At 72.7% G+C, this 25153-nt stretch carries 24 protein-coding genes and 1 pseudogene; 7 read left to right on the top strand and 18 right to left on the bottom strand.

What is annotated here, in order from left to right:
* Positions 1–2: 2 nt before the first annotated feature.
* Positions 3–737, bottom strand: coding sequence for a hypothetical protein (locus ACFYXA_RS28435; protein WP_352250940.1), 735 nt, complete (start codon positions 735–737; stop codon positions 3–5).
* Positions 738–1147: 410 nt separating this feature from the next.
* On the opposite strand from ACFYXA_RS28435, the gene ACFYXA_RS28430 reads away from it, so the two are divergent.
* The 4 genes and pseudogenes from ACFYXA_RS28430 (at position 1148) to ACFYXA_RS28415 (ending at position 4363) form a co-directional block, all read left to right on the top strand.
* Positions 1148–2764, top strand: a complete 1617-nt coding sequence (locus ACFYXA_RS28430) for a glycosyltransferase family A protein (protein WP_352250938.1) — start codon at positions 1148–1150, stop codon at positions 2762–2764.
* Between the two features lie 89 nt (positions 2765–2853).
* Positions 2854–3264: a VOC family protein gene (locus tag ACFYXA_RS28425; RefSeq protein ID WP_351094116.1), complete on the top strand. Its 411-nt coding sequence runs from the start codon at positions 2854–2856 to the stop codon at positions 3262–3264.
* 131 nt (positions 3265–3395) lie between these two features.
* A pseudogene (locus tag ACFYXA_RS28420) lies at positions 3396–3662 on the top strand (AraC family transcriptional regulator); the annotation flags it as partial.
* Positions 3663–3724: 62 nt separating this feature from the next.
* A complete protein-coding gene (locus ACFYXA_RS28415; RefSeq protein ID WP_389038046.1) occupies positions 3725–4363 on the top strand; it encodes a glyoxalase in 639 nt (212 codons plus the stop codon).
* A gap of 22 nt (positions 4364–4385) precedes the next feature.
* On the opposite strand, the gene ACFYXA_RS28410 is transcribed toward ACFYXA_RS28415, so the two are convergent.
* Complete coding sequence (locus ACFYXA_RS28410) at positions 4386–5069, bottom strand: hypothetical protein (RefSeq protein WP_389038044.1); 684 nt, start codon at positions 5067–5069, stop codon at positions 4386–4388.
* A gap of 282 nt (positions 5070–5351) precedes the next feature.
* Here ACFYXA_RS28410 and ACFYXA_RS28405 point away from each other — a divergent pair, with 282 nt between their 5' ends.
* Positions 5352–6425: an NAD(+)/NADH kinase gene (locus tag ACFYXA_RS28405; RefSeq protein ID WP_352250930.1), complete on the top strand. Its 1074-nt coding sequence runs from the start codon at positions 5352–5354 to the stop codon at positions 6423–6425.
* 153 nt (positions 6426–6578) lie between these two features.
* Here the strand turns inward: ACFYXA_RS28405 and ACFYXA_RS28400 are convergent, their stop codons facing one another.
* The 6 genes from ACFYXA_RS28400 to ACFYXA_RS28375 all read right to left on the bottom strand — a co-directional run bounded on the left by ACFYXA_RS28400 (position 6579) and on the right by ACFYXA_RS28375 (position 13523).
* Positions 6579–7430 (bottom strand): ABC transporter permease, encoded by an 852-nt coding sequence (locus tag ACFYXA_RS28400; protein WP_352250928.1) that lies wholly within the window; start codon positions 7428–7430, stop codon positions 6579–6581.
* Complete coding sequence (locus tag ACFYXA_RS28395; protein WP_389038040.1) at positions 7427–8398, bottom strand: ABC transporter ATP-binding protein; 972 nt, start codon at positions 8396–8398, stop codon at positions 7427–7429. The genes ACFYXA_RS28400 and ACFYXA_RS28395 overlap by 4 nt, the downstream gene beginning before the upstream one ends.
* 191 nt (positions 8399–8589) lie before the next feature.
* On the bottom strand, positions 8590–10791 hold the full coding sequence (gene helR / locus ACFYXA_RS28390) for an RNA polymerase recycling motor ATPase HelR (protein WP_389038037.1): 2202 nt from the start codon (positions 10789–10791) through the stop codon (positions 8590–8592).
* Positions 10792–11035: 244 nt separating this feature from the next.
* Positions 11036–11374 carry an STAS domain-containing protein gene (locus ACFYXA_RS28385; RefSeq protein WP_389038034.1) on the bottom strand — a complete coding sequence of 113 codons (339 nt, stop codon included), beginning with the start codon at positions 11372–11374 and terminating at the stop codon, positions 11036–11038.
* Entirely contained in the window at positions 11371–12720 is a 1350-nt protein-coding gene (locus tag ACFYXA_RS28380; RefSeq protein WP_389038030.1) for a PP2C family protein-serine/threonine phosphatase, read from the bottom strand. The genes ACFYXA_RS28385 and ACFYXA_RS28380 overlap by 4 nt, the downstream gene beginning before the upstream one ends.
* The gene (locus ACFYXA_RS28375; RefSeq protein ID WP_389038027.1) at positions 12720–13523 is read right to left on the bottom strand and encodes an alpha/beta fold hydrolase; all 804 of its coding nucleotides are present in this window, start codon (positions 13521–13523) and stop codon (positions 12720–12722) included. Before ACFYXA_RS28375 ends, ACFYXA_RS28380 begins: the two co-directional genes overlap by 1 nt.
* A 109-nt stretch (positions 13524–13632) precedes the next feature.
* On the opposite strand from ACFYXA_RS28375, the gene ACFYXA_RS28370 reads away from it, so the two are divergent.
* A complete protein-coding gene (locus tag ACFYXA_RS28370; RefSeq protein ID WP_389038024.1) occupies positions 13633–14736 on the top strand; it encodes a hypothetical protein in 1104 nt (367 codons plus the stop codon).
* A gap of 7 nt (positions 14737–14743) precedes the next feature.
* On the opposite strand, the gene ACFYXA_RS28365 is transcribed toward ACFYXA_RS28370, so the two are convergent.
* From ACFYXA_RS28365 to ACFYXA_RS28325, 9 genes are all read right to left on the bottom strand, one after another.
* Positions 14744–15133: an ATP-binding protein gene (locus tag ACFYXA_RS28365; protein WP_389038021.1), complete on the bottom strand. Its 390-nt coding sequence runs from the start codon at positions 15131–15133 to the stop codon at positions 14744–14746.
* Positions 15134–15193: 60 nt separating this feature from the next.
* Entirely contained in the window at positions 15194–15589 is a 396-nt protein-coding gene (locus tag ACFYXA_RS28360) for an STAS domain-containing protein (RefSeq protein ID WP_389038018.1), read from the bottom strand.
* 125 nt (positions 15590–15714) lie between these two features.
* Positions 15715–16131 (bottom strand): STAS domain-containing protein, encoded by a 417-nt coding sequence (locus ACFYXA_RS28355; protein ID WP_389038015.1) that lies wholly within the window; start codon positions 16129–16131, stop codon positions 15715–15717.
* Positions 16128–17237 carry a B12-binding domain-containing protein gene (locus ACFYXA_RS28350; RefSeq protein WP_389038012.1) on the bottom strand — a complete coding sequence of 370 codons (1110 nt, stop codon included), beginning with the start codon at positions 17235–17237 and terminating at the stop codon, positions 16128–16130. Before ACFYXA_RS28350 ends, ACFYXA_RS28355 begins: the two co-directional genes overlap by 4 nt.
* Positions 17234–18889: a PP2C family protein-serine/threonine phosphatase gene (locus tag ACFYXA_RS28345; protein ID WP_389038009.1), complete on the bottom strand. Its 1656-nt coding sequence runs from the start codon at positions 18887–18889 to the stop codon at positions 17234–17236. The genes ACFYXA_RS28350 and ACFYXA_RS28345 overlap by 4 nt, the downstream gene beginning before the upstream one ends.
* 184 nt (positions 18890–19073) lie before the next feature.
* Entirely contained in the window at positions 19074–19754 is a 681-nt protein-coding gene (locus ACFYXA_RS28340; RefSeq protein ID WP_389038006.1) for a DUF305 domain-containing protein, read from the bottom strand.
* Positions 19755–19843: 89 nt separating this feature from the next.
* Entirely contained in the window at positions 19844–20236 is a 393-nt protein-coding gene (locus tag ACFYXA_RS28335) for a DUF6153 family protein (RefSeq protein WP_389038003.1), read from the bottom strand.
* A 97-nt stretch (positions 20237–20333) separates the two neighbouring features.
* Complete coding sequence (locus ACFYXA_RS28330) at positions 20334–20867, bottom strand: DUF4396 domain-containing protein (RefSeq protein WP_389038000.1); 534 nt, start codon at positions 20865–20867, stop codon at positions 20334–20336.
* A 100-nt stretch (positions 20868–20967) separates the two neighbouring features.
* Complete coding sequence (locus ACFYXA_RS28325) at positions 20968–22014, bottom strand: serine hydrolase (RefSeq protein WP_389037997.1); 1047 nt, start codon at positions 22012–22014, stop codon at positions 20968–20970.
* Between the two features lie 507 nt (positions 22015–22521).
* On the opposite strand from ACFYXA_RS28325, the gene ACFYXA_RS28320 reads away from it, so the two are divergent.
* Positions 22522–23217, top strand: a complete 696-nt coding sequence (locus ACFYXA_RS28320) for an HAD family hydrolase (protein WP_389037994.1) — start codon at positions 22522–22524, stop codon at positions 23215–23217.
* Positions 23218–23244: 27 nt separating this feature from the next.
* Here ACFYXA_RS28320 and ACFYXA_RS28315 read toward each other — a convergent pair whose 3' ends face one another.
* A complete protein-coding gene (locus ACFYXA_RS28315; protein WP_389037992.1) occupies positions 23245–25008 on the bottom strand; it encodes an ankyrin repeat domain-containing protein in 1764 nt (587 codons plus the stop codon).
* Positions 25009–25153: the final 145 nt, after the last annotated feature.

Here is a 25153-nt window from a genome sequence, read left to right as displayed (position 1 = left end):
TCCTACGCGTCGGCGGGGACGGCCTGGGCCGCGTCCTTCTGCGACGACCCGGACGCCTCGGGCGCGTCGGTGGCGGTGTAGAAGACGGACGTCCCCTGCTTGGAGCGGTGCGCGTGGTTCCTGGCGACGAGTCCTTCGAGGGTCGTGCGGATCACCGTCGTCTTGACGCTGCGCTCCGGGTGCGCCTGGGCGAGGGCCGTGGTGACCTCGGCGGCCGAGCGCGGCTCGCTCTGCTCGCCGAGGTGCCGGCGCACCAGGTCGACCAGCGTCGGCTGCTGCGCGGTCTTCGCGGCGGCCGCGGACTTGCCCGCGGGCTTGGCGGAAGCGGCCTTCCCGCCTGCGGCGGCACGGGACTTGGCCGACGACTTGGCCGGCGCCTTGGCCGCGCCGGAACGCTTGCCGACGGCGGGCGCGGCCGCCTTGGCCTCCCTGGCGTTCTTGGTCGCCTTGGCGCCCTTGGACGTCCTCGCGTCGGAGGAGGTCTGCTTGCGGGGAGCCGGAACGGTGACGGCGTCGTCGGACTTCTCCGTCGTGTCCGTGGGAGCGGGCACCGCGTCGATGGCCTGCTGGATGCTGACGAGCACCGCGTGGTTGCGCTGCAGCGCCGCCAACTGCTCGTTGAGCGCGGCGATCTCGCCGGCGATGCGCTCCTGTTCCTTGGTGTTGCGTTCGAGGTCGGAGGTCACCTGAGCGGTGTACTGCGAGGACAGTTCGGTGATGGACGTGTTCTCGGACATGAGGCACACAACCCTTTCCGGTTCGGGGCGGGACATGAGGAACTGCCGCACATGTGTGTCCTCCCGGCTGACGCCGGCGGCAGTGACGGTCGACTCACGAAGCCTTGCCGTAGAGATAGTACGGACAACCGGAGCGAATCGTTCTCCTCTGTCACATCCTTGTCGCCCGCGATCGACCCTGCACCCACCGACAACCCGCCTTCGCCGACTGCGCCGTTGTGCCCGCGCATCACCCCGAAGGATTGCACGCACCCGTGCCGACTCACTCACCGGAGACCGCGCCGGGTTTTGTGCCGCCCGGGGGGCAACCCAGTTCGCTTTCGTTCTGTCTTCAATTGGTGACGGCTCTCAAGTGATCCGAACTGGGGGGAAACCACTCGGTGAACAGCTCTCACAGACCGACAGTCTCTGTGATCATTCCGGTCCACAACGCCATGCCCTACCTGGAGCGCACACTCGCCTCCGTCGCCGGACAGACCATCGGTCTGGAGGCACTCGAAATCATCGCCGTGAACGACGGCAGCACGGACGACAGCGGCGCCGTCCTCGAAGCATGGGCCGCGGGCAAACCGGTGAAGGTCATCCACCAGGAGGCGTCGGGCGGCCCGAGCCGGCCGCGCAACGTCGGACTCGACCACGCGACCGGCACCTACGTCTTCTTCGTGGACGCCGACGACGCCCTCGGGCCCGAGGCGCTGGAACGACTCGTCGCGCTGGCGGAGAAGAACGGCTCCGACGTCGTCCTGGCGAAACTCATCGGCGTCGGCAGACGCGTGCCCCGGCAGGTGTTCGCGAAGACGGTCGACAAGGCCGACCTGTCCAAGGGCGACGTGTACTACACACTCATGCCCTTCAAGCTCTTCCGGCGCAGCATGCTGGAAGAGCACGGGCTGCGCTTCCCCGAGCACATGCGCATCAGCGAGGACCAGCACTTCGTCGCCCGCGCCTACCTGCACAGCGAGGTCATATCGATCCTGGGGGACTACGACTGCTACTACGTCGTCCAGCGGGGCGACGAGGGAAACATCACCGCGAACGGCCTCGACCTGAAGACGGTGCTCGAACAGGCCGACGAAATGGTCGAGTTGGTGACCGGCATGACCGAACCGGGGCCACTGCGCGACCATCTGATCGGACGTCATGTCAGGGTCGAGCTGGTACGCCGCTTCGACCGGCGCTTCCTGGACGAGGACGCCGCCACCCGAAGAGAGTTAGCCAGGCTGGCCCGCCCCTACGCCGAGAAATGGATCAGCCCCGCCGTCACGGCCGCGATGGAGGTCCACGAGAAGCTGATCAGCCACTGTGTGCGCGAAGGACTCACCGACGAACTCACGTCGGTCGTGGAGTGGCAGCTCGCCGGCCGCCCCGGGAAGGCGATCGTGAGGGACGGCAGACTGTACGCGTCCCCGCCGTTCCCGGCCCCCGACTCGCCCCTTCACACGGAACTGTGCGACATCACCTCCGAGGTGCTCGCCGTCAGCCCGCGCCGCCGGGTGGACCGCCTCGCCTGGCACGGTACCGTCCTCGAACTCGCCGGGTACGCCTACCTCGACCAGGTCGACACCGACGACCTCAGCACCGAGATCGTCCTGCGCCACGCACGCACCGGCAAGGAGGTCGCCGTCACCGCCGAACAGGTGCCCTCACCGCATCTGGCGGTCGCCCGCGGCAAGGAGACCTACGACTACGGGCGGGCCTGCTTCCGCGCACAGGTCGACCTCGCCACCGTCGACGGCGGCAAACCCCTCCCCAAGGGCGACTGGCATCTCTCGCTGCGCTGCACCGCACACGGACTGACGGCACGCGGCGCCCTCGGAACGGCCCTCGGCGGCAAGGTCAGCCGGCGGGGCGACGAACACGCGCTGTCCCTCTCCGGGGCCGAGAAGCGCCTGCACACGGCTCGTGTCGGTCCCCGCGACGGAGAACTCGTCCTCCGGCTGAAGCCGGCCCCGTCCGCGGTGTCCGCTTACGCGTTCAGCTTCGGCTGGAAGGCGGCACGCGCAGTCCGCGCCCGCATCAACTGGTAGGGGAGGGCATGAAGCGGGCCGCCGGGCCGCGCGCGGATCGGTCAGGAATCGAGAAGCGGGCGCCGGCGGCCGCGCCTAGCCTGACGAACATGGACATCACCATTCACACGAGCGTTCTGCCGCACGACGATCCGGACGCGTCCGTCGCCTTCTACCGCGACGCCCTCGGCTTCGAGGTCCGCAGCGACGTCGGCCAGGGCAAGATGCGCTGGATCACGGTCGGCCCCGTCGGCCAGCCCAGCACGTCGATCCTCCTGGCGCCGCCGGCCGCCGACCCCGGTATCACCGAGGACGAGCGCCGCACCATCGCCGAGATGATGGCCAAGGGTACCTACGGCTGGATCCTCCTGGCCACCCCGGACCTCGACAAGACCTTCGAGCAGGTCCAGTCCGGCGACGTCGAGGTCGTCCAGGAGCCGACCGAGCAGCCCTACGGCATCCGCGACTGCGCCTTCCGCGACCCCGCAGGCAACCTCGTCCGCATCCAGGAGCTCCGCTGAGCCCCCTTCCGGTCATCGGGCCGGCCGTGACGGCCGGCGTCAACTGAACCCCGCACGGCGGTCGGTGCTCCCGGCCGCCGTGCGCGCGTTCACCCTCCCACCGACACACCTCGACGAGACGGAGTCCCTCCATGTGTCACCCCTCCTGGGGTCCCGCACGCATCGCCGCCCGACACCTCCACGACCTGGCCCGTCTGCGCCGCGTCCGCGACCGCATCGACCGGGAGCACGCGCGGCCCCTGGACGTGGAGGCCCTCGCCCGGGACGCGCACATGCCCCCCGGGCACCTCAGCCGCCGGTTCCGGCAGGCATACGGCAAGTCGCCGTACGCGTACCTCATGGCCCGCCGCGAGGAACGCGCGACGGCACTGAGGTGGCGCGGCACCGCAGGCGTCACCGGAGCCCGACCGGTCAGGAATCGAGAAGCGTCCGCACCGCAGCCGCGCCTAGCGTGACTGTCATGACTTCACACCTCACATCCCTCACCCTCGACGTGGCCGACGTGACGGCCGCCGCCCGCTTCTACTCCGCCGCCTTCGGCCTGGACGACACCCGGATCCGGCTGCGGGCCGCGCAGGCGCCCACGGAAGGGTTCCGGGGCTTCACCCTGTCGCTCACCGTGTCCCAGCCGTCCACCGTCGACAGCCTCATCGACTCCGCGCTCGCCGCCGGCGCCACGGCCCTCAAGCCCGCCGCCAAGTCCCTCTGGGGCTACGGCGGCGTCGTACAGGCCCCGGACGGCGCCGTCTGGAAGGTCGCCACCTCGGCGAAGAAGGACACCGGACCCGCCACCCGGGACGTCGACGAGATCGTGCTCCTGCTGGGCGTCGCCGACGTGACCGCGAGCAAGCGCTTCTACACCGGTCAGGGCTTCACCGTCGGCAAGAGCTTCGGCCGTATGTACGTCGAGTTCGCCGCCGGGGACGCCCCCGTCAAGCTCGCCCTCTACCGGCGCCGCGCCCTCGCCAAGGACGCCGGAGTGCCGCCCGAGGGCACCGGTTCGCACCGCCTCACCCTCACCGGCGGCACCGGGGCCGGCGCCTTCACCGACCCCGACGGCTTCCCGTGGGAGGCCGCGGCGCCGGCGCCGGCGCTGTGACGACCTGCTCCGGCGGGGCCGCTCACTCCTTCAGGGCCCGCTGGAGTTCGCCGGTCACCGCCCGCTCGTCGCGGCCCAGCACCACCTTCTCCAGGCTGTGGTCGTCCGAGCGGGAGAAGCGTTCGGCCAGGGCGACGTCCTCCTCGTCGAGGACGCGCCCGCACCACTCGCCCCGGCCGACGGTACGGTCGTCGAAGGGCACGGCGGCGCCCTCGCCGAGCACGCTCCATCGGCCGGCGCCGCCCTCGCCGGCCTCCCGGCGCAGGGCGAGAAGGTAGGTGTGGCCGGGCTCCAGGCGGGGCGCCTCCGGGGTCGTTCTCTTCACGCGTCCGCCGCTTCGGTACACGTTCCAGCCCGCCGCCACCATGTCGAACCCCTTGTCCACGGCGCGTCCGCGACCGGCCGCGGAGGACCACAGCACCCGGTCCGTGCGGAACGTCACCGTGCGGTCGGTGGCGTACCGGACCGGCCCCGACTTGAACTCACGTCTGTCGACCTCCTGTTCGCGTACGCCGGTGGCGACGACGACATGGTCCGCGGAGGACACCCAGTCCTTCGCCGTGACCGACGGCACCGCGTCATCGGCGATTCCGCAGCCGACCACGGTGCCCAAGCCGTCCTTGCCGACGAGCACGGCGGCGGCGACGCCGGCCAGGGCCGCGAAGCCGGCCAGGGACCGGCTGGTGAGCACGTCTCGAACGTTCACGGAGGACCACCGCTTTCGCGAGGGGACCGGCCGGCTGACGTCCGGCGTCAGCGACCCGTCCGAAGTGACAGGGCGCTGAAGTAGATGATCTTTCGCCCTGTCACGTGGCCGCCGGGACGGAATCCGCACAATGTCACGGCCCGGCCGCAGTCCTTGGAACGGTGCCCGGAGAGGGCCCCGCCCATATCTCCACGCCGCCGGGGCACTCGTCCCCCAGGACACGGATCCCGCGGGAGGGACCGGACGTGACGACGGCCGGCCCCCGGGCTGGAGGCGGCGGACATGGCGGTGAAGCGACTCGGCCTGGTCGTGCACGGCGGGCGCGCCGAGGCCGTGGCGGCGGGCGGTGTGGTCCGTGCCTGGTGCGAGGAGCACGCCGTGCGGTGCACGGACATCGACGTGTGGCGGGAAGGCGCGCGGCGCGGCGCGCGCGAGGAGGTCGAGGCCGCCGGCGATCCCGACCTCGTGGTCACCCTCGGCGGGGACGGCACCTTCCTGCGGGGCGCCCGGCTCGCCGTGGAGAACGACGCACTCGTCCTGGGCGTCGACCTGGGGCGCGTGGGCTTTCTGACACAGGTGTCGGCCGGCGGGGTGCGGTCCGCGCTGGACGCGGTGTGCGAGGGCCGGTTCGGCGTCGACCGCCGGATGCTCCTCGCCCTGCGCGCCTCGCGCCGCCTTGAGGTGCCGCCGGCCATGGAGGCCCTCATGGAGTACGGCCGCGGCCCGCTGCTGCCGCCGCCGAGCGTGCGCCCGGACTGCCGGGTCGACGAGGAGTGGGGCGTCCCCCTCGACGTGACCGCGCTCAACGACGTCGTGCTGGAGAAACTCGCCAGGGACCGCCAGATCTCCGTCGGGGTGTACGTCTCCGGCCGGCTGCTGGCGTCCTACTCCGCCGACGCGCTGCTCGTGGCCACGCCGACCGGCTCCACCGCGTACAGCTTCGCCGCCGGCGGGCCCGTCGTCTCGCCGCGCGCGGAAGCCCTCGTCTTCACCCCGGTCGCCCCGCACATGGCGTTCGACCGGTCCGTCGTCACCGCCCCCGACGAACCCGTCGGCCTGCGCATCCTCGAACGGTCCGGGCAGGCCGCCGTCAGCGTCGACGGCCAGGTGCGGGGCGTGCTCGGCCCGGGGGACTGGATCGGGGTGTACGCCGCCCCACGCCGGCTGCGGGCCGTACGGCTGGAGCGCACGGACTTCTACGGCCGGCTGCGCGAACGCATGAACCTCACCGACGCCCCGGCCGCCGTCGCCGACGGCTCCCCGGCGCCGCTGTGGTCGGTGACCACCCCGCCCCCCGGCGACCTCGCCCACCTCGCCCTGCTCACCGCCCCGGACGGCCCGTCACCACTGCAGTGAGGCCGGTGCCGCGCCGGGCACCCGGGCGGATCGTGCCGGCGTGCACCTCGCGGGCATGCACGCGTTCTCCCCGCTGGACGTGCACTCGGCACGTCCTCTTCCGACATGCCCCGGCGCCGTCGCCGGCCCGCGACCCGCACCGCCGGGCAGGCCTCAGCCGATCCGCTGCATCGCCTTGCGGTGCCGTTCCGCCATCGCGGCCCCCGACTCCCGGCGGGCCATCCTGCGCAGGACGGACGGTGCGAGGAGCAGCCCCGCGACCGCCCAGACGCCCAGCGCGGCCGCCGTCTCCGCGGTCCGCCACGAGTCGCCGACCTCGGCCGCGACCGCAGCCGCCGGCAGCAACGCGGCCCTCAGGCCCAGGCCGAGCCAGTACACCGGGAACACCTGTCCGACGATCTGCAGCCACTCGGGCATCTTCGACAGGGGGTAGTAGATCCCGGAGATCCCGATGAGGCCCATGACCGGGAGCATCAGCAGACCGACGGTGCGCGGGCTCGCGACCAGCGAGCCGATGACGGCGCCGATCGGCAGCGTGGCCAGCAGACCAAGCGGCACTGTCCACAGCAGCGTGAGCAACGCGCCGCCGCCGCGCGGGGCGACCCCGTCGACGAGGAACACGCCCACGGCGAAGGGGAGCGCCATGGACGCCAGCGCCGTACCCGACACCATGACGATCTTGCCGACCAGATGGCCGACCATTCCGTTGGGCACGGCCTTCGCCCGCAGCAGGGTGCCGTCCTCCCGCTCGGTCGCGAGCAGCTGCGCCGTGGTCATCATTCCGGTGAACGCCAGCGTCATCCCGAGCATGCTCGGCAGCATGAACGCGCCGGCCGAGATGCCCGCGCCCTTCAGCGGATCGTTTCTGCCCAGGAACAGCGGCACCATCAGCAGGACCGTCCACAGCACGTAGCCGAACAGCTCCTGCCCGGTGGTGAAGCTCTGCCGCAGCTCCGTCACGCCGCGCCGCAGCCCCACCCTCGCCGCGTACCACACCGGACTCATCGTGCTTCCTCCCCGAAGGCGTGCCCCGCCTGCTCGCCGGCGACCCGGCCGGCCTCCAACTCCCGCACCGTGGTCAGGTACGTGTCCTCTAGGCTCGCCCGGCGCACCTCCAGGCCGCCGATGGCCTCCCCGTGCTCCTCGAAGAGCCGACGGACGAAACGGGTGGGCTCGGCCGTCGACTCCTCGTAGGAGCGCCCCTCCCGCGTCCAGCGCACGGTCGCCTCGGCCGACGCCCGCCGCGACAGCTCCTCGGCGGATCCGTCGGCCACGATCCGGCCACCGGCCAGGATGAGGATGCGGTCGGCGAGCTTCTCCGCCTCCGCGAGGTCGTGCGTGGTCAGCAGAATCGTGGTGTTCTCGTCCGCGAGGCCGCGCACCAGGCCGTGGAACTCGCTCCTGGCCTCGGGGTCCAGGCCGGCCGTCGGCTCGTCCAGGAACAGCATCTCCGGTCTGCCCACGATGCCCACGGCCACGTCGAGCCGCCTGCGCTGCCCGCCGGACAGGGTCCCGACCCGCTTGCCCGCCTGCTCGGTCAGCCCCACCGCGGCGATCAGCTCCTCGACGTCCCACGGCCGCCGGACGAGCTCGGTGGAGTACGGCGCGTAGTACGAGCCGAGGTGGGCCAGCAGCTCCCGCACCCGCCACTTGCCGTGGTCGCGCCATGACTGCAGCACGATGCCCAGGCGCGCACGCCACTGCTCGTCCCCGCGGGCCGGATCGCAGCCGAGGACGCTCACGTCCCCGGCCGAGCGCATCCGGAACCCTTCGAGGATCTCGATCGTGGTCGTCTTGCCCGCCCCGTTCGGTCCGAGCAGCACGACGACCTCGCCGCGCCGGGCCGTGAGGGAAACTCCCTTCAGCACGTCCTGGGTGCGGTAGCGCATCCGCAGATCCCGCACCTCGATGACCGTGTCGCTCGCCGGCGGCGGGCTGCCCCCGGCCTCCGGCGAGGCGTGAGCGGTCGTCATCCATGTCCCCGTTCGTCTTGTGGTCGATACCGGGGACGGCCGAACCGGCGCGGCACGCTGCCTCGTCCTTGGTCGCAGGACGTGTCAACCTCTGCTCCTGACAACGCCGTTGGCGTCCGGAACCGGTCGTTCAGGTCCCCTCGGCGAACACATTACCGAACGGATCAGCGGCGGCTGACCGTCCGCCGCGCTCACGAACCGGTCAGGACCACCAGCCGCTGCGTCGCCCGCGTCATCGCGACATAGCGGTCCACCGCTCCCCGCACGCCGTCGCCGAACCTCTCCGGTTCGACCAGGACCACCAGGTCGAACTCAAGTCCCTTCGACAGGGCGGGAGTCAGTGACCGGACGCGGGGCGTCGCACGGAACGCGGGATCGCCGATCACGCAGGCGACGCCTTCGGCGTGCTCGGCGAGCCAGCCGTCCAGGACCGAGGACAGCTCGGACACCGGACCGTGGGCGACGGGAACCCCGCTGCTGCGGATGGACGTCGGCACGTTGGCGTCCGGCAGCACCGCACGGATGACCGGCTCCGCCTCCGCCATCACCTCTTGCGGCGTACGGTAGTTGACGCTCAGCGAGGCCGACTCGATCCGGCTGAACCCGACCCGCTCCAGCCGCTCCCGCCACGACTCCGTGAAGCCGCCCCGAGCCTGCGCCCGGTCCCCGACGATGGTGAAACTCCGCGACGGGCACCGCGAGATCAGCATCCGCCACTCCGCGTCGGTCAGTTCCTGCGCCTCGTCCACGACGATGTGCGCGAACGGCCCGGCCAGCAAGTCGGGCTCCACATAGGAGAGTTCGTTCTCGTCGACGAGACTCACCTGGGCGTCCTCGCCGCGCAGCATCGTCACCAGGCCCTCGCCGTCGTCGCCGTCGGCGCCGGAGTCGGCCACGGCCGCGATCAGATTGTCGACGACCTGCGTCATCCGCTCGCGCTGGGCGGCGAGAACGGCCGCCTGCCGGCGCTTGCGCCGAGCCGTCTCCGGGTCGCCGAGCCGCTGCCGCGCCGCGTCCAGCAACGGCAGGTCCGACACCGTCCACGCCTGCGGGTCCGCCCGCTGCAACCTCCGTACCTCGTCGGCTTCCAGCCAGGGAGCGCACATCCGCAGATACGCGGGCACGGACCACAAGTCGCCCACCAGATCGGCCGCTTCGAGCAGCGGCCACGCACGGCTGAACGCCGTGAGCAGCTCCCTGTTCTGCCGCAGCGCCCTGCGGAGCAGATCGGGCGAGACGTCCCCTTCGCCGTCCCGCGCCGAGGACTCGTCCTCGTGCTTGTCCACCAGGATCGTGAGCAGTTCCTCCCAGACCTGGCCGCGCGCCTCGTTGTGCGGGGTGCCGGGTTCCGCCGCGGCGAACGCCACGGCCCAGTCGTCGGCCCCGAGACGCACGTCGGACCAGGGGGTGGTGATCGTCATCCCCTCGGTGGGCGGCTCCTCGTAGAACGCGACCGCCTTCTCGATCGCCTTCACCAGGTCCGCGGACGACTTCAGCCGGGCCACCTCCGGGTCGGCCTCCACAGCAGCCGCTGCGCCCTCCGCGACGAGGTCCCGCAGCGTGCACGTCTGCACGCCCTCCTCGCCGAGGCTCGGCAGGACGTCGGCGACATAGGCCAGGTAGGGCCGGTGCGGGCCGACGAACAGCACACCGCCCCGACGGTGGCCGAGACGCGGGTCGGAGTGCAGGAGGTAGGCCGAACGGTGCAGGGCGACCACCGTCTTGCCCGTCCCCGGACCGCCGTCGACGACGAGGGCCCCACGCGAACTCGCGCGGATGACGGCGTCCTGGTCGGCCTGGATGGTGCCCAGCACGTCCCGCATCCGCGCCGAACGGTTGGCGCCGAGACTGGCGATGAAGGCGGACTGGTCGTCGAGCGCGGCGTGCCCGGCGAGCCCGTCCGGGGTGAACACCTCGTCCCAGTAGTCGCTGATCCGGCCGCCGGTCCAGCGGTACCTGCGCCGGCTCGCCAGGCCCATCGGGTTGGCGTGGGTGGCCCCGAAGAACGGCTCGGCGGCGGGGGAGCGCCAGTCCAGCAGCAGCCGGCGCCCCGTGGTCGCGTCGGTCAGGCCGAGCCGGCCGATGTACACCGGCTCGGAGCCGTCCGCCTCGACCATGTGCCCGAGGCACAGGTCCAGCCCGAACCGGCGCAGGGCGCGCAGCCGACCCGTCAGCCGGTGGATCTCCGCGTCCCGGTCCATCGCCTGCCGTCCCGTGCCGCCCGGCGCCCGCCGTTCGGCGTCGAGACGCCCGGTCAGCTCCGCGATCGTCTCCTCGAGACTTCGCGCGATCGCCGCGAAGTGCCGCTCGTCGTCGGCGATCAGCGCGGGGTCGGCCTTGAGGGAGAGACGGTCGGGAAGGTCGAAGGCGCTGGTGGTGGTGGGGGGTGTCACGTCACTGGCTCCGCATCTGGTGCGCGGACGGGGGAGGGGCGATGAAGTGCGACTGAACTGCCCCCCTGTGTCCGCAGGTTCCGGCCTCGGCCGGAGATTCTGCGCCACGAGGGGGGCCTTGCCACAAGCCCCCCGGTGCGCTATACGTTGAGAGTGGAAAGGAGCGACAGCCTCCTTTCCTTTTTTCTTTTTTCGCGCCCGGCTTCGCCGGCCCCTCGCGAGACCGCTTCGAAGGACCCCGCGCTCAAGCGCCCATGGCGCTCTCGCTGTCCGGGTGGAGCGAGAACACCTGATCCAGGCCGACGATGCGCAGGACGCGCAAGGTGTTGGCGGGGACGGCGGCGAGGGCGATGTCGGCGCGGGCGGCCTCGGCGTGGTTGCGGGCGGCTATCAGGGCGCTGATGCCGCTGGAGTCGCAGAACTCCATGCCGCCCATGTCCACGACGAGCCGCTGGCCCGCTCGCAGGGTCAGGGTGGGGAGCAGGTCGCGCAGTCCGGCGGCGTTGGCGTAGTCGAGTTCGCCGCTGATCTCCAGGACGGGACCGGTCGCGGCGTCTCGAGTGGTGATCTTCAGCGGGCTCATCGTGTGCTCTTCGGTGTCCGGTCGGTGTCGGTGTCGGTGTCGGTGTCGGTGTCGGTGTCGGTGTCGGGTTCGGGGTCGGTGGTCGGGGCCGTCGCGGGGGCTCCGAGGGCGAGGAGGGCGGTGTCGTCGTCGAGGCCGTCGCCGAACTCGTTCAGCAGTCCGGTCAGCGCCTGGACGACGGCTCCGGGGGGCCGGCCGGCATGGCGGGCGGCGAAGGCGCGCAGGGCCTCGTCGCCGTAGAGCCTGCCGTCGTCGCCGGTGCGCGCCTCGGTGATGCCGTCGGTGTAGAGGAGGAGGGTGTCGCCCACGCCGAGCGTGGTGGTGGCCGTGGTGAACCGTGCCTGCGGCAGGACGCCGACGAGGACGCCGCCGGGGGTGGGCAGGAAGTCGGCGGTGCCGTCGGCGCGCAGGACGAGGGCCGGCGGGTGGCCGCCGGAGGCGAGGTGGACGGCGACGCCGCCGGTGACCGGGTCGGGTTCGAGGACGCCGAATATGGCGGTGCAGTAGCGCGGGTCGTCGCCGGTGTAGCGCTCGTGGAGCACCGTGTTGAGGGTGGTCAGCGCCGAGACGGGGTCGGCGTCGTGCAGTGCGGCGGCGCGCAGCGTGTAGCGGGTCAGGGAGGTGACCGCGGCGGCCTGCGGCCCCTTGCCGCACACGTCGCCGAGGAAGAACGCGAAGCGCTTGCCGTCCACGGGGAAGACGTCGTAGAAGTCTCCGCCGAGACGGTCGGGCGAGGCGGTGTGGTAGTAGGCGGCCGTCTCCACACCCGGCACCTCGGGCAGCGCGGCGGGCAGCAGGGAGCGCTGGAGCACGGCGAGGGCGTCCTGGAGCCGCGCACCGTCGGCCTCCGCCTGCTTGCGCGCCTCTTCGGCCGCCTTACGACCGCGCAGGAGCTCCTCCTCGTAGGCGCGCCGGTCACGGGCGTCGAAGAGGGTGGTCCGGATCAGCAGCGGCTGGCCGGTGCTGCCGTGCTTGACCACCGCGGAGACCAGGACGGGCATCCGGCTGCCGTCCGCCCGCTTGAGGTCCAGGGCTATGCCGCTGATCTCCCCCTGCATGCGCAGCAACGGGGCGAAGTGCGTCTCGTGGTACAGCTTGCCGCCCACGGTCAGCAGGTCCGTGAACCGCATCCGGCCCACCACCGCGTCCGGCGCCGACCCGAGCCAGTTCAGCAGCGTCGCGTTGATCTTCGCGATCGTGCCGTCCATCAGCGTGGAGAGATATCCGCACGGCGCGCTCTCGTACAGCTCCTCGGCGCTGTCCTCCAGCAGCGAGGCGAAGACGGCCTGCTGGGTCGTCTCGTCGCCGGCTCCGTGCGGTTCGGGCTCCTGCCAGGTACGGCACATCACCGCAGCTCCGCCAGGAAGCCGGTGAGCGCCACGTTGGTGGCCTGCGGCGCGGACAGGTGCGGACAGTGCCCGGTCGCGTCGAGGGTGACCAGCGTGGAACCCGGGATCGCCTCGTGGACGAAGGCGCCCACCTCACGGGGCGCGATGACGTCCTGGACGCACTCCAGCACCAGCGTCGGCACCCGCACCGCCTTCAGGTCGTCCCGCGAGTCCGACAGGAACGTGGTCCGGGCGAAGACCCGCGCCATGTCCGGGTCCGTGGCGCAGAAACTGTTCGTCAGTTCCTCGCCCAGCTCCGGGCGCTCGCCGTTGCCCATGACGACCGGCGCCATCGCCGCCGACCAGCCCAGGTAGTTCGACTCCAGCGACTCGAGGAGCTCGTCGATGTCCTCGGCGCTGAACCCGCCCCGGTAACCGTCGTCGTCGATGTACCGCGGCGAGGGGGCGACCATCAGCAGCGATGCGATGCGCTCCGGCGCCATGCCGGCGGCCAGCACGCCGACCATCGCGCTGACCGAGTGCCCCACGAAGGCCGCGTCGCGCAGATCCAGGGCCTCGCACACCTCCACCACGTCGCGGGCGTAGCCGCTCAGCGAGGCGTACCGGTCCTCACTGAACGCGGACAGGTCGGAGCCGCCCGAGCCGACGTAGTCGAACAGCACCACCCGGTAGTCCTCGGCGAGCGCCGGCACCGTCAGACGCCACATGTTCTGGTCACAGCCGAACCCGTGCGCCAGCACCACCACGGGCCCCTCGGGGTTGCCCGTGACCGTGACGTTGTTCCTGCGCCGAATGTCCATACGAGCCATCCTCGCAGGCGACACCGACAGCCGAACCCCACCCCCCTCCGCCCCGCTCCCTCCCCACGACTCGACCGCGTTGTCAGTGCGGTCCGTTACCTTCGGGGCCATGTCGATCACCGCGCATCCGCGCCACTCGGTGCCCCTGCCGGGCGGGCGCGCACTGGTCAACGGCTTCGCTTACGAGAGCCGTGGGGACGGGCAGCGCCGCGCCCTCCTCATGCACGGGCACGAACTGGAGGTGCACGACGTCCACGAGGTCCTCGCGGGCGAGCGGGCGCCGACCGCCGTCTTCCCCCTGCCGTGGCCGGGCTGGGACCGCGGTGTCCACTCGGTGAGCCCCGACGGCTCGTTCGCGGTGTTCTCGGGGCAGCGCGCGATACGGGCAGTGGGCCGCGGCGGGGAGACGCTGTGGGAGTACCGGCACGGCTGCTGGGGTCCCGAGATCGGTCACCCGCACTCGGGCGACGAACAGGAGGTGTGCCGCGGCCTGGAGCACGGCTCGTGCCGGGTCTCCGACGACGGCGGGCTCGTCTGGGCGCACGTCGTCGGCGCGGAGGCGGACACCGGGGCCGGCGACGGGAACGGCGAGGGAGAGGACGAGAAGACCTGGGGGACCGAGCGCTGGGTCGTCCTGGACGCCCGGGACGGCAGGGAGCTGGCCCGCCTGCCGCTGGACAGCGTGGCCGCCGGTTCGCACCACCTCTCCCACCCGGACGGCGTCCACGTGGGCCTGTGCGTTGGGGAGGGGCAGGACGGCGTCCGGGTGTACTGGGCCCGCTGGGACGGCGAGAAGCTGACCGCCTGGGACGTCGGGACGCCCGCCGACCGCATCCTGGCGGACGTCCACCCCCGGCACGCGGGCTTCCTGACGGTCGACCACTACGGCTCGGACCTGCGCCTGCACGCCCTGGACGGCTCCGTCCTCGCCACGGCGGAGCCCGACCACGCCGGCGATGAGCCGCTCGGCTGGGACTACGGCTGCGGCTTCGTCGACGCCGACACCGTCATCGCCTCGACGGTCGACTCCGACGACGACCCGGACGCCGGCGCCCACTGGCTGCTCGACGCGCGCACCCTGGAGACACGCGGGCCGGTCGACTATCCCGCGAGACCCGCCGACGGCTGGGTGCGCCCGCTCGGCGACGGGACCTGGCTCACCTACGACGAGGAGAGCGAGACCCTGCACCGCTGGAGCGCGTCGGCGTCCTGAAGGGAGCTCACGCTCGTCGGTCGGCGTGCAGTGTGACCTCGATGGTCTTGCCGGTGATCGTCGGTGTGACCGTGACCTCTCGGCTGAGCTGCTGGATGAGGGGCCAGCCGAAACCGCCCGGAGCGGCGGGGTCGCTGCGGGGCACGGTGTGCGGGAGCGCGGGGGAGGCGTCGGTGACGCTGACGGTGAGGACGTCTCCGTCGAGGCGGGCGTCGAAGCCGGCCAGACCGCCGCCGTGCCGTACGGCGTTGGTGACCAGCTCGGTGACGACCAGGAGGGCGTCGTCGATGACGGTCCGGGGCGGGGGAGCGGCGAGGGTGTCCAGGAGCCGGCGTACGCGGGCGCGGGCGGTCGCGGCGGTGAACGGCTGCCGCAGCCGGCCGGCTGCGGGATCCATGGTGGTCACTGCTTCCTCACCCTCCCTCTGGTGCGTGGTCCTCGTGCGGCGCGTGCCCGGTCACGACGTACCGGACCGGCCGCCGCCGTGGGCGCGCACCAGTTCCACGGCGTCCGCGAGGGAGTCGGCGAGGGTGAACGCGCGGGCGGTGTCGGTGAGGTCCAGCAGGCGCCGTACCAGCGGGCTCACTGCGGCGAGGACGAACGGCAGCCCGGCTCGCCCGTGGTGCTGCTGGGCGGTCAGGAGCGAGTGGAGCAGGGAGGAGTCGGCGAAGGTGACCCCGGAGAGGTCGACCACCGTGGCGACGGCCGCTCTCTCGGAGGCCGCCGGTCTCTCCGAGGGAACGGCGAGACTTCGGGCCGCTGTGTCGGCCTCGTCCGCGTCGAACTCACCGCTGACGCGTACGATCAGCACGTTCTCGATCATGTCCACGGTGATCTCGGCTTCGTCGTCCATTCGCGCATTCTCACAGGACGCCGGGCGGGTGAGGAAGCCGGGGCACGGGCTGTCGTCCGATCATGCGAACAGACCGGCGGACGCCGGCCCGGACCCGGCCGGTCACGGGCCGAGCCGGCCGGTCGTCAGGAGCCGTGAGGCGCCCGGGGCGGCCGCGCGGACTCGGTCCGCTCCGGTTCGTCAGTGGTCGCAGCGCCCGCGGTCTCACCCTCGTCGGTGAAGACGTGGGCGGTGCCGGTCACCTCCAGGAGGCGTTCGAGGTGCGCGGGACGGTCGTCCAGGTGCAGTCGGGCGCCCACCGCGGTCGCCTCGCGCCGCACCATGAGCAGGGCGGCCAGGCCGAGCGAGTCGCACAGCGTCATCGCGGCGCACTCCAGACGCAGCTGACGGGGCGGCGGGTCCGCGCGCAGACACGCGCGGGCCGCCTCGGTGAGGTCGTCCGCGCTGTCCCAGTCCAGGTCGCCGGTGATGCGGATGCGGGCATCGCCGGCGGCGTCCACGGCGGTGGACAGGTCGAAGGTGTCGTCGGGTGTCGTGGTCATACGTCGTCGTGGGGTCCGGGGGCAGGGGGACGGGTGCCGCGCCGGCGCAGGGCGGCGCGGCCCAGGGAGAGGAAGTCGAGGGCTCGGGGGAAGTCCTTCAACTCCTCCTGGAGGAGGGCGAGGCCGGGGTCGAGAACCTGGGCGGGCACGCGCCGGGCCTCGAGGATGCCGCCCGTCCAGTCCAGGAAGCCGGTGAACAGCGCGCTGTCGTCGGTGTACAGGGCGCAGGCGAGGAAGTCGACGATGTGCGCGATGTCCTCGGCGGTGCGTTCGCGCTGGGCGTCGGTGTAGGCGCGCATCGCGGGCAGCCGTTCCTCCAGCCCGGCCAGCGTGCCGCGCACCAGCCGCCGCTTGCCGCGCGCCACGAGGGTGTACTCCTGGTCGCTCAGGTGCGGCAGGTCCTCGACGGTCTGCCGGACGGCGCCGGGCGACGGCCGGGTCAGTCCGCGGGCGAGCAGGCCGGCGGCGGCGCGGGCGTCGGGAGCCCAGGCGTCCGCGCCCAGCAGCCGGGCGTAGCGGCCGTCGGCGCCGAAGGCGGCGCCACCGGCGAGCACCGGGATGCCGACCGCCTGCACGGCCGTGATCGCGGTGTGCGCGGTGGGCAGACGGGTGGGGATGGAGGAGGACAGCGCCACGGCGGCGGGCGCGGTCCGGTGCAGATGGGCCATCAGATGCTGGGTGGGGACCTGCGCGCCGAGGAAGTCCACCCGGTGGCCGCGGTGGCGCAGGACCTCGGCCAGCAGCCGGGCCGGCAGCGCGTGCCACTCGCCGTCCACGCACGCCACGGTCACCGTCGAGGCCGTCGCGGAAGCCGGCGCCGCCGGGGTGCGGTGGGCCATGGCGGCGATGATCCGCTCGTGGATCGCCGTCGCGGCGTGCTCCTGAGCGACGGTGAACCGGTCGGCCGCCCACTCGGCGCCCACCTTGTGCTGCACGGCGGCGATGACGTCCAGCAGGACGTCCTCAGCGTCGGCGCCCGCGTCCAGGGCGGCGAACACGGTCCGGCCGGCGGCGAACTCGTCCCGCTCGCACACCGCCTGCCACAGCTCCTCGCGGGCCCGCGCGAGCAGCGCGCCCGCGTCCCTGACCATGGTGGTGTCCGTCATGCCGTGTACCTGCCCGGGGTGTGTCCGTCCACCGCCGTCAGATGCGTGGTGCGGGGCGCGGTGATCGCCAGGACCGCTATGTCGTCGTGCCGGTTGTCGCCGATCCATTCCGAGGTGAGCATCTGGATCCGCTCGACGACGGCCTCGGCGGGCATGCCGGCGCACTCGGCGAGCGCGGCCCTCAGCCTCGCGTCGCCGAACAGCACATCGCCCAGCGGACCGCCCCGCGCCTCGGTGACGCCGTCGGTGAACAGCAGGCACGTCTCTCCGGGTTGCAGGTCGACGTCGACGGTGTGCGCCCTGACGTCCGCCAAGGCGCCGATCAGCGTGCCCGAGGTCGGCGCCTCCCGGACCGTGCCGTCGTTGCGCACGACCAGCGGCGCGGGGTGGCCGGCGCTGGTCAGCCTGAGATGCGTGACGCCTCCGCGCCGCCGGACGGACGCCAGTACCAGGGTGGCGAAGCGGGTGTGGTGGCTGCTGAGCAGCGCCCCGTTGAGCAGGCGCAGCAGATGCTGGTGGTCGTCGGCCAGCGGCAGCAGCGCCTGCAGCGTGCTGCGGATCTTCCCCGTCAGCACGGCGGCCTGCAGCCCCTTGCCGCACACGTCGCCCAGGACCGCCAGCGTCTCCTCGCCGGGACCGGTGCCCGGATGGACGTCGTAGAAGTCACCGCCGACGCGTTCGGCGTCCTGCGAGGCCCGGTAGCCCGCGGCGAACTCCACGCCGTGCACCTGCCGCAGCGTCGGCGGGAGCAGCTCGGCCATGAGCGTCGCCGTGATGCCGCTCTGCTCCCGGTACAGACGGGCCGCGGACAGCGCGGCGCCCGCGCGGGCGGCGAACACCCGTGCGAAGACCTCCTCGGAGGCGTCAAAAGCGGCGTGGTCGTCGCGCCGCAGCAGGATCATCGCTCCCGCGGGGACCCCGTGGCCGGGCAGCGGAGTGACCACCACCGACCCCACGGGCCCGTCGAAGCCGTCCGGCGTCACCCAGGGCGGCAGTGAGGCCGGGTCGATCCACCGGGACGGCACCGGCGGGAACCCCTGCAACGCTTCGGCCAGCCCGGGGACGGCCGCCGGGTCGATCCGCGCCGACCGGTACGCGACCTCGCCGCCGACGCAGGTCGCCACCGGGTGACGCTTACCGGAGGCGGGCGCGATCAGGACGGCGGCGTCGGCCAGATACTCGGCCGCCAGCTCCACCGCCACGTCCATGCACCGCTCGACGTTCAGCGAGGCGAGCAGCCGGCTGGACGCCTCGGCGAGGAAACGGGTGCGCTCCTGCTCACTGCGCAGCGCCGCCTCGGCCAGCGACCGGTCGGTGTCGTCGACGAGCCACCACACCACCTGCCCGTCCGCCCCGGGCGTCGCGTGCGCCTCCAGCGTCCAGGGACCGTGCCGGCCGCGCACGGCGCTCACCGTGTCCTCGCCGCCGGCCAGGGCGATCCTGTGTCCCTCCACGAGCCACTCGGGCGCGACCTGTGCGAGCCGCGCTCCGGGGGCCGCGTCCGGGAAGAGCCGGGCGGCCTGTTCGTTGGCCTCGACGACGAAGCCGTTCGCGTCGGCGACCAACGCGGGATAGGGCGCCCGCATCCACGAAGCACCCACGGAGGACAACAGGCCCTGCGCCGTGCGCGAGGAGCCATCCACACTCGTCATGATCATCGGCCCCGTACTCGGCGGGGCCGGTCACCTTCCCACTGGAGGAATGCCCCACCCTCTCGCACAACGGACCGGCGCATCAACCGGCCCCCCGGTTCTTCACGTTTCGGTCACACGCGGCGGGCCGGGAGGGGGCCGGCGCCGGTTCCACCGGCCCCGGCCCCCTCCCTCTCACCGGGTGTCAGCCCTGGCCGAGGAGCTTCTTCATCTCGGCGATCTCCGCGCTCTGACCGGTGACGATGTCGTCGGCCATGGCCTTGGCGGGTCCGTAGGCGCCCTTCTCCTTCTGGGTGGCGGCCATCTGCACGGCGCCCTCGTGATGCTCGATCATCAGGGTCAGGAACATGGTGTCGAAGTCCGCGCCGGACGCCTTCTCCAGCCGGTCCATGTCCTTACCGTCCATCATCCCGGGCATGTCATGGCCGCCGGACGTCCCGCCCTGCCCCGAGTGGTCCATGCCCGGCATCGAACCGGTGCCGCTGGGAGCCTCCTGCCCCCAGGACCTCAGCCAGCCGGTCATGGTCTTGATCTCCGGGTCCTGCGCCTTCTCCACCCGGGCGGCGAGGTCCTTGACCTGAGCGGAGGACGCCCGGCCGGCGGCCAGACCGGCCATCTCCAGGGCCTGCCGGTGGTGGGGGATCATGCCCTGCGCGAAGGCCACGTCCTGGTCGTTGTGCGCGCCGGCCGCGGCGTCGGCGCCCGCCGAGGACGAGGAGGTCGCGGACGGCGCCGACGACGCGGAGTCGTGGCCGCCGCCGTGCCCACTGCCGTCGCTCCCGCACGCGGCGAGGACGAGGGCGGCGGTGACGGACGCGGCCGCGACGGCGGCCCGACGGGTGAGGGTGGTACGGGTGTTGCGCATGCTGGTACTCCTGCTGTGCTTCAGGGTGTGATCAGGACGTTCCGGCGGGCGCCGCGTCGCAGAGCTGTGGACGTGGCGCCGTGCGGTGTCTAGATCCGCAGGAGTTGGAGTTCCGCCAGGGACGGGGGCGCGCGGGCCCCGTCCGGGGGTGAGGTCGCGTACGAGCAAAGGGTGCTGACGCCTGCCGGCACGGCCGCCGGGTCGGGCACGAGGCCCGGCAGGACCGGCCCGCCGCTCACCGCCCCCGACGCGCAGGTGGGGTCGGCGTGCTGGGCGTGACCGGTGCCGCAGTCCCCCGAGCAGCCGTCGTGGCCTGCGCTGACGACCGTCATCTCGCGCGCGTGCGCGGCATGTTCGTGGAGCCCGCCGCCGGGCGCCAGCGCGTGCATGCCGAACAGCCCCGCCAGCAGCCCGAGCACGAGCAACGCCCGCCACCGCCCGAGGGGCGGTCGCGGGCTGCGCTGGGGCGCGCGGGCTGTCATGGCGCTCATCGTACGCAAGCCGGCGCGGCATTCCTGACGAAGGGTCGGCGTTCGGCGTCTTGCGGCTCTCTGCCGGCCTTGCTCGACCCGGTGGCTGTCAGTGGTAGGCGTGGACGACCGCGTGGCCCTTGCCTCGGCCGATCATCCACTTGTTGACGGGCGTGGTGACCAGGAACGCGATGGCGAAGCCGCCCAGCAGTGCCGACCAGAAGAGGCCGTCGGAGAGCTGGGCGTCCATCGCGCCCGGGGTGACGGCGATGATGGCGTTGTCGACCAGTTCCATGACGGCGATGGAGACGGTGTCGGCGGCCAGTGCCACCTTGATCGCCGACCTGAGGTCGAGGCCGGCCCGGCGGACCGCGAACAACGTGAGCGAGTAGCCGAACACGAACGCGAGCACGATCGCGAGGATCATCGTCGGCACGTTGCCCCACAGCAGGGCCGTGCCGACGGCCATCCCGAGGATCTCACCGACGGCGCACCCGACCAGGCAGTGCAACGTCGCCTTCGCCGCCGTGCTCCATGAGGCCCCGTTTCCCTTCGCGTGGCCGCCGTGATCGCCGCCGTGAGGGTCGGCCGTACGGCCGGTGTGGTCGTGCGCGGTGCCGGTGTGGTGATCGCCGTGAGTCATGGCTTCTCCCGTTCCCATCCCATCGTGCGTGGCTTGGACCTGTTCTTCCACACACGGGAACAGGATACCCCCGGGGGGTATTCCTACTCCGGGATCTCCGTCAGCCGATGATCGGCGCCACCGGCGGGGGAGTGCCGCACAGTGTGTGCACCGCCGTGCGGGTCGCCCGTTCCACGGCCGAGATGCCGTGGGACATGGTCGGGCTGCCGTGGGAGAGGACGGCGACATAGAACGTGCTTCCGTGGGCCTTGACCCGGCCCATGCTGTTGATGGCCCAGCGCTGGGACCGGGAGCGCTGGAGCCAGCCGTTCTTGAGCTGCCAGCGACTGCCTTCCGCGGACACCCCCCAGGCCTGGTCGGGGTCGATCCGCCCCATGAACCCCTGGATCAGGCGGCGTGAGGATTGGCTGAGCGGTGAGCGGTCCTCGAACACGGCTTTCAGCAGGGTGAGTTGATCGGCCGCGGTGGTGCGCGTCAGACCCCAGTGGCCGTCGGGTCCCGGTCGGGTCGAGGTCAGTCCCAGGGTCTTGTTCGCCTCGGCGAGTCCCTCGGCGCCGCCGATACGCCGCCACAGGGCGTCCGCCGAGTCGTTGTCGCTGCTCTGGATCATCGCGGCCGCGGTGGTGGTCTCCCACTCGGTGAGCGACCGCCCCTCGCGCTGGGCGAGCAGCAGCAGGGCCGCCAGGATGTTCACCTTCGCCACGCTCGCCGTGATGTGCGTCTGTGGGCCGTACACCGCTTGCCGGCCGGTGCTGGGCTCCAGCACCGCGACCGACACCTGCGTGCCGCCGTGCGCCCGCACCGGTTCGAGCGACCGGGCGAGCACACTGTTGGCGTCCCTCGGGTTCGGCCTTCGCCGGCCGGGCCCGGACGGTCCGTGCCTGCCGGGCGAGGCCGAGGCCGACGGCTTGCCCTGGGCCGCCCGCGCGGCCGCTCGCTCCTGCGCCGAGGTGCTTGCGTCCCGGTCGCCGGTCGCACCGTCACCGCCGGCGAAGCAGCCCGTGAGTATCACTCCGGCCGCCGAGCAGGCCAGCGCCAGGCGTATCCGCCCCCCGCGCGGACGGGCGCCGCCGTTGCCGCCGGCGGCGGGCGGGACGGAGCCGTGCCCCGTTCCGTGAGACGGGCGGGCGGCGGGGCGCGGAGTCATCGGGAACCTCGATCGCGTGAGGGGGCGGAAGCCGGAGGGGGTGAGCATGCCGACAGTCTTCGCCGGGGTGAGGCGCGCCGCATCCCGGAGCGGTTTCCCCCGAAAGGCGCAACAGGTATGCCGCCGAACCCGCCTGACGCCCCCTCGGAAACCGTGCGCCGCACCCGTGTTCCCCGCCTCGGCCCACCTGCCCGCGCCACCCCTCGGCCCTTCGCGCACTCCTCCGGTCGTGGGCGCCGACACCCGTCCGCGCCACTCTTGCCGGTGAGCGCCGGGCGGCGTTTGGGGGAGTCGAACGGCGTGGCGACGCGCGGGGGCGGGGTCGATGGGATCAGCGCGGCGCAACCACCGCCAGTGGGCAGGAGAGCGCTTGAATGGCGCTCTCCTGCCCGAGATCGGGCAGGAAACTGGATGTTCGGCGGCTCCATCCGTACGGTGAGCGACCATGATCGCCACGAACTCCTCGTGGCCCCCCCCGTGCACGACCACCGACGGAAGGACACGCGCATGCGCCCGCTCCCCACCGGCCCGGAAGCCGTCGTCTTCGACTGCGACGGCCTGCTGGTCGACACCGAGCCCTGCTGGACCGTGGCCGAGACGGCGCTCTTCGCCGCGCACGGCCACCCCTTCGGTCCGGAGCAGAAGGCGCTGGTCCTCGGCCGCACCCTGGAAGGGGCGGCCGAGGTGATGGCCGAGTACTTCGGCCGGCCCGGAGCCGGCCCCGAACTCGCCGCCGAACTCCTCGAACGGGTCAGCGCGGAACTCGCCCGGGGCGCGGCCGCGCTGCCCGGCGCGGTGGAGCTGGTCCGCGCCTGCCGGGCCGCGGTGCCCGTCGCGGTCGCGAGCAACAGTCCCCGGAACCTGCTGGACCGGGCACTGCGATCCGCAGGGCTGGCCGACTACTTCACGCACACCTTCGCCGCCGACGAGGTGAGCCGCCCCAAGCCCGCGGCGGACCTCTACCTGACGGCGTGTGAGGCGCTCGGCGCGCGGCCGGAGCGTTCCGTCGCCTTCGAGGACTCGGCGACGGGCGTCTCGGCGGCCCGGGCGGCCGGCCTCTACGTCGCGGTCGTACCGTCCCTCCCGCACACCGTCCTCGACCACGACTGGTCCGGCCCCACCCTCGCCGACCCCTCCCTGCAAGCCTGGGCCGACACCCTGGCCACACATCCCCCCACCCACCCGCTCCCGTCCGCCCACTGACCGCCACGGCGTCTTCGCGGCGGTGCGTCAGACGAGGTCGCCCGCCTCCCCGCTCCCGGGCGCCGACGCCGAGGAGGGCTGGAGGGCGACGGGAGCGGACGGTTCGCCCTGCTCCCGCTGCCACGTCCAGAGCGCGGACAGACGGTGGTCGATCGCGAAGCCAGGACCGGGCGGCGGTCCCACCCGTTCGATCGCCTCGCCGGCCCGCGGATCGTCCCGCCGGACGAGTACGTAAGCAGCGTTGAGCCGGGTGAGGAAGTCCTCCTCGTCGAGCAGGGCGACGAGGGCGTCTGCGACAGCCCCTGGGGGGCCCGCGCAGACCCCGCAGCCGCCGTCGCAGTTCCTGAGGTCCGCAAGAGTGTCCGCGACGGCGCCCCGCACCGACGCCTCCGGATCCCTGAGCGACTTGACGACGGCGGCTGTGACCGTGTCGCTCTTGTCGTGAGCCAGGCACAAGACCGATCCGGCTTCGGCGCGCACGCCCGGGTCCCGGTCCGCGGCGAGCGCCAGGAGGGCAGTCCGCGCCGTGACGTCCAGAGAAGGCCGCGCGGTGCCGCGATCGAGCAGAAGGGAGGCGGCACGGGCGCGGACGCGCGGATCCCGGTGCCCGACGAATCCAAGTCCCACCCCGGCTGACTCGGAACACATCGTCTCGCTCAGGGTGTACAACAGCTCGGCGAGGACCTCGGAGTCCTCCTCCCCCTCGTCGGCCCACGACAGGAGCAGGTGCGTCATCTCCTGCTCATGGGAGTCCCGTGGCCGGTGCCAGGAGAGCAGGGACATGTTGAGGGCATCGAGGACGAAGAGCCGCGCCTCGCGGGCCGGGGCACGTCGGTACGCCGTCAGGGCCGACCACGTCTGCCTGCTGCGGCGTTGCCTGAAGACCGACTGAACGGACGACCAGTCGACATGGCGACGGTCGCCCGCCCCCACGGCCCGGGCGACCAACTCGTCGACGGGCGTCAGGACGCGGAAGGCCCACTCGAGGTCCGTCAGGATCGCGCCGTGCCCGGCGCGTACCCTGTGGCCGCCGAGCGTCAGCTCGGTCACATGGTCGAACTCGTCGTCCATGACCCGTACGTGTGTCGCCGGGCCGGTCGCGTTCGTTCTCTCCCTGAGCACCTCTTCCGCGCCCCGCTCGTACCAGTCCCGGGTCACGGCGAGCAGCTGTGCTCTGTCGGCCTCAGGCAGGCGCAGCCGTGGCTCGCGGCCCAGCACGGCTGCCACCAGCGAGGGAGAACCGCTGTCGACCGCTCGGAGCAAGGGAGTCGTTCCGTCCGGCAGCCTGCGGTCCTGATCCGCACCGCCCTCGACCAGCACTTTGGCGACGGCGGTGTCATAGCCGGCGACCGCCAGGCACAGCACCGGCAGCCCGTCCTCCGCAGCCGCGTCCGGGGACGCACCCCCCTCCAGCGCGCGTCTCACGGCCTTGGCGTCGCCCCGCCTGACCGCCGTCACGAGCTCCCCGTCATCCATCCGCCGCACTGCCCCCGCCCCTCGTACAAGTCGCGCCGACCGCCCGGCCCCGGTCGCCGTCCGGTCAACGCCCCGGTCGGGGTACGGGTTCCCGCACTGCACCGCCACGTCCAGCAGGAGCAGTCCGGCGGCCAGTGCCACGAGCCCCGGCGCCCCGCCCAGCGAGTCCCCGGTGAGCACCGCCGCCGCGGCGAGGGCGGCCAGGGCGCACCACAGGTTCACCCGGTCCGCGCCCAGCCGGTCCACCCAACGCCCCGCCGCAGGCGCGCAGAACATGCTGCCCGCCCCTATCAGCGCCAGCAGCCCCACCGCCATGCGCGCCCATGCCGTACCGGGGGCCGGCGACCAGGAGAGCCAGCGCGGTCCAGGCGGCGCTGAACCCGCCGAAGACGGTGACCTGGAAGACCACCGAGCGCCGCAACTCCTCCTCGGTGCGCAGCATCCGGGTGAGCCGAGCCCG

The organism is Streptomyces sp. NPDC002566 (assembly GCF_042889585.1).
GTDB lineage: Bacteria > Actinomycetota > Actinomycetes > Streptomycetales > Streptomycetaceae > Streptomyces.
The sequence above is the reverse complement of the archived record's forward strand: the minus strand, read 5'-3'. Positions and strand labels throughout refer to the sequence as shown.

Coding starts and splice junctions, on each gene's coding strand:
- ACFYXA_RS28425 (WP_351094116.1), top strand. CDS start 2,854: ATGGACATCACCATTCACACGAGCGTTCTGCCGCACGACGATCCGGAC.
- ACFYXA_RS28360 (WP_389038018.1), bottom strand. CDS start 15,589: ATGGACGACGAAGCCGAGATCACCGTGGACATGATCGAGAACGTGCTG.
- ACFYXA_RS28400 (WP_352250928.1), bottom strand. CDS start 7,430: ATGAGTCCGGTGTGGTACGCGGCGAGGGTGGGGCTGCGGCGCGGCGTG.
- ACFYXA_RS28345 (WP_389038009.1), bottom strand. CDS start 18,889: ATGACGAGTGTGGATGGCTCCTCGCGCACGGCGCAGGGCCTGTTGTCC.
- ACFYXA_RS28325 (WP_389037997.1), bottom strand. CDS start 22,014: ATGACTCCGCGCCCCGCCGCCCGCCCGTCTCACGGAACGGGGCACGGC.
- ACFYXA_RS28375 (WP_389038027.1), bottom strand. CDS start 13,523: ATGGACATTCGGCGCAGGAACAACGTCACGGTCACGGGCAACCCCGAG.
- ACFYXA_RS28330 (WP_389038000.1), bottom strand. CDS start 20,867: ATGACTCACGGCGATCACCACACCGGCACCGCGCACGACCACACCGGC.
- ACFYXA_RS28395 (WP_389038040.1), bottom strand. CDS start 8,398: ATGACGACCGCTCACGCCTCGCCGGAGGCCGGGGGCAGCCCGCCGCCG.
- ACFYXA_RS28380 (WP_389038030.1), bottom strand. CDS start 12,720: ATGTGCCGTACCTGGCAGGAGCCCGAACCGCACGGAGCCGGCGACGAG.
- ACFYXA_RS28340 (WP_389038006.1), bottom strand. CDS start 19,754: ATGCGCAACACCCGTACCACCCTCACCCGTCGGGCCGCCGTCGCGGCC.
- ACFYXA_RS28385 (WP_389038034.1), bottom strand. CDS start 11,374: ATGAGCCCGCTGAAGATCACCACTCGAGACGCCGCGACCGGTCCCGTC.
- ACFYXA_RS28320 (WP_389037994.1), top strand. CDS start 22,522: ATGCGCCCGCTCCCCACCGGCCCGGAAGCCGTCGTCTTCGACTGCGAC.
- ACFYXA_RS28350 (WP_389038012.1), bottom strand. CDS start 17,237: ATGACGGACACCACCATGGTCAGGGACGCGGGCGCGCTGCTCGCGCGG.
- ACFYXA_RS28335 (WP_389038003.1), bottom strand. CDS start 20,236: ATGACAGCCCGCGCGCCCCAGCGCAGCCCGCGACCGCCCCTCGGGCGG.
- ACFYXA_RS28415 (WP_389038046.1), top strand. CDS start 3,725: ATGACTTCACACCTCACATCCCTCACCCTCGACGTGGCCGACGTGACG.
- ACFYXA_RS28405 (WP_352250930.1), top strand. CDS start 5,352: ATGGCGGTGAAGCGACTCGGCCTGGTCGTGCACGGCGGGCGCGCCGAG.
- ACFYXA_RS28435 (WP_352250940.1), bottom strand. CDS start 737: ATGTCCGAGAACACGTCCATCACCGAACTGTCCTCGCAGTACACCGCT.
- ACFYXA_RS28370 (WP_389038024.1), top strand. CDS start 13,633: ATGTCGATCACCGCGCATCCGCGCCACTCGGTGCCCCTGCCGGGCGGG.
- ACFYXA_RS28315 (WP_389037992.1), bottom strand. CDS start 25,008: ATGGCGGTGGGGCTGCTGGCGCTGATAGGGGCGGGCAGCATGTTCTGC.
- ACFYXA_RS28365 (WP_389038021.1), bottom strand. CDS start 15,133: ATGGATCCCGCAGCCGGCCGGCTGCGGCAGCCGTTCACCGCCGCGACC.
- ACFYXA_RS28355 (WP_389038015.1), bottom strand. CDS start 16,131: ATGACCACGACACCCGACGACACCTTCGACCTGTCCACCGCCGTGGAC.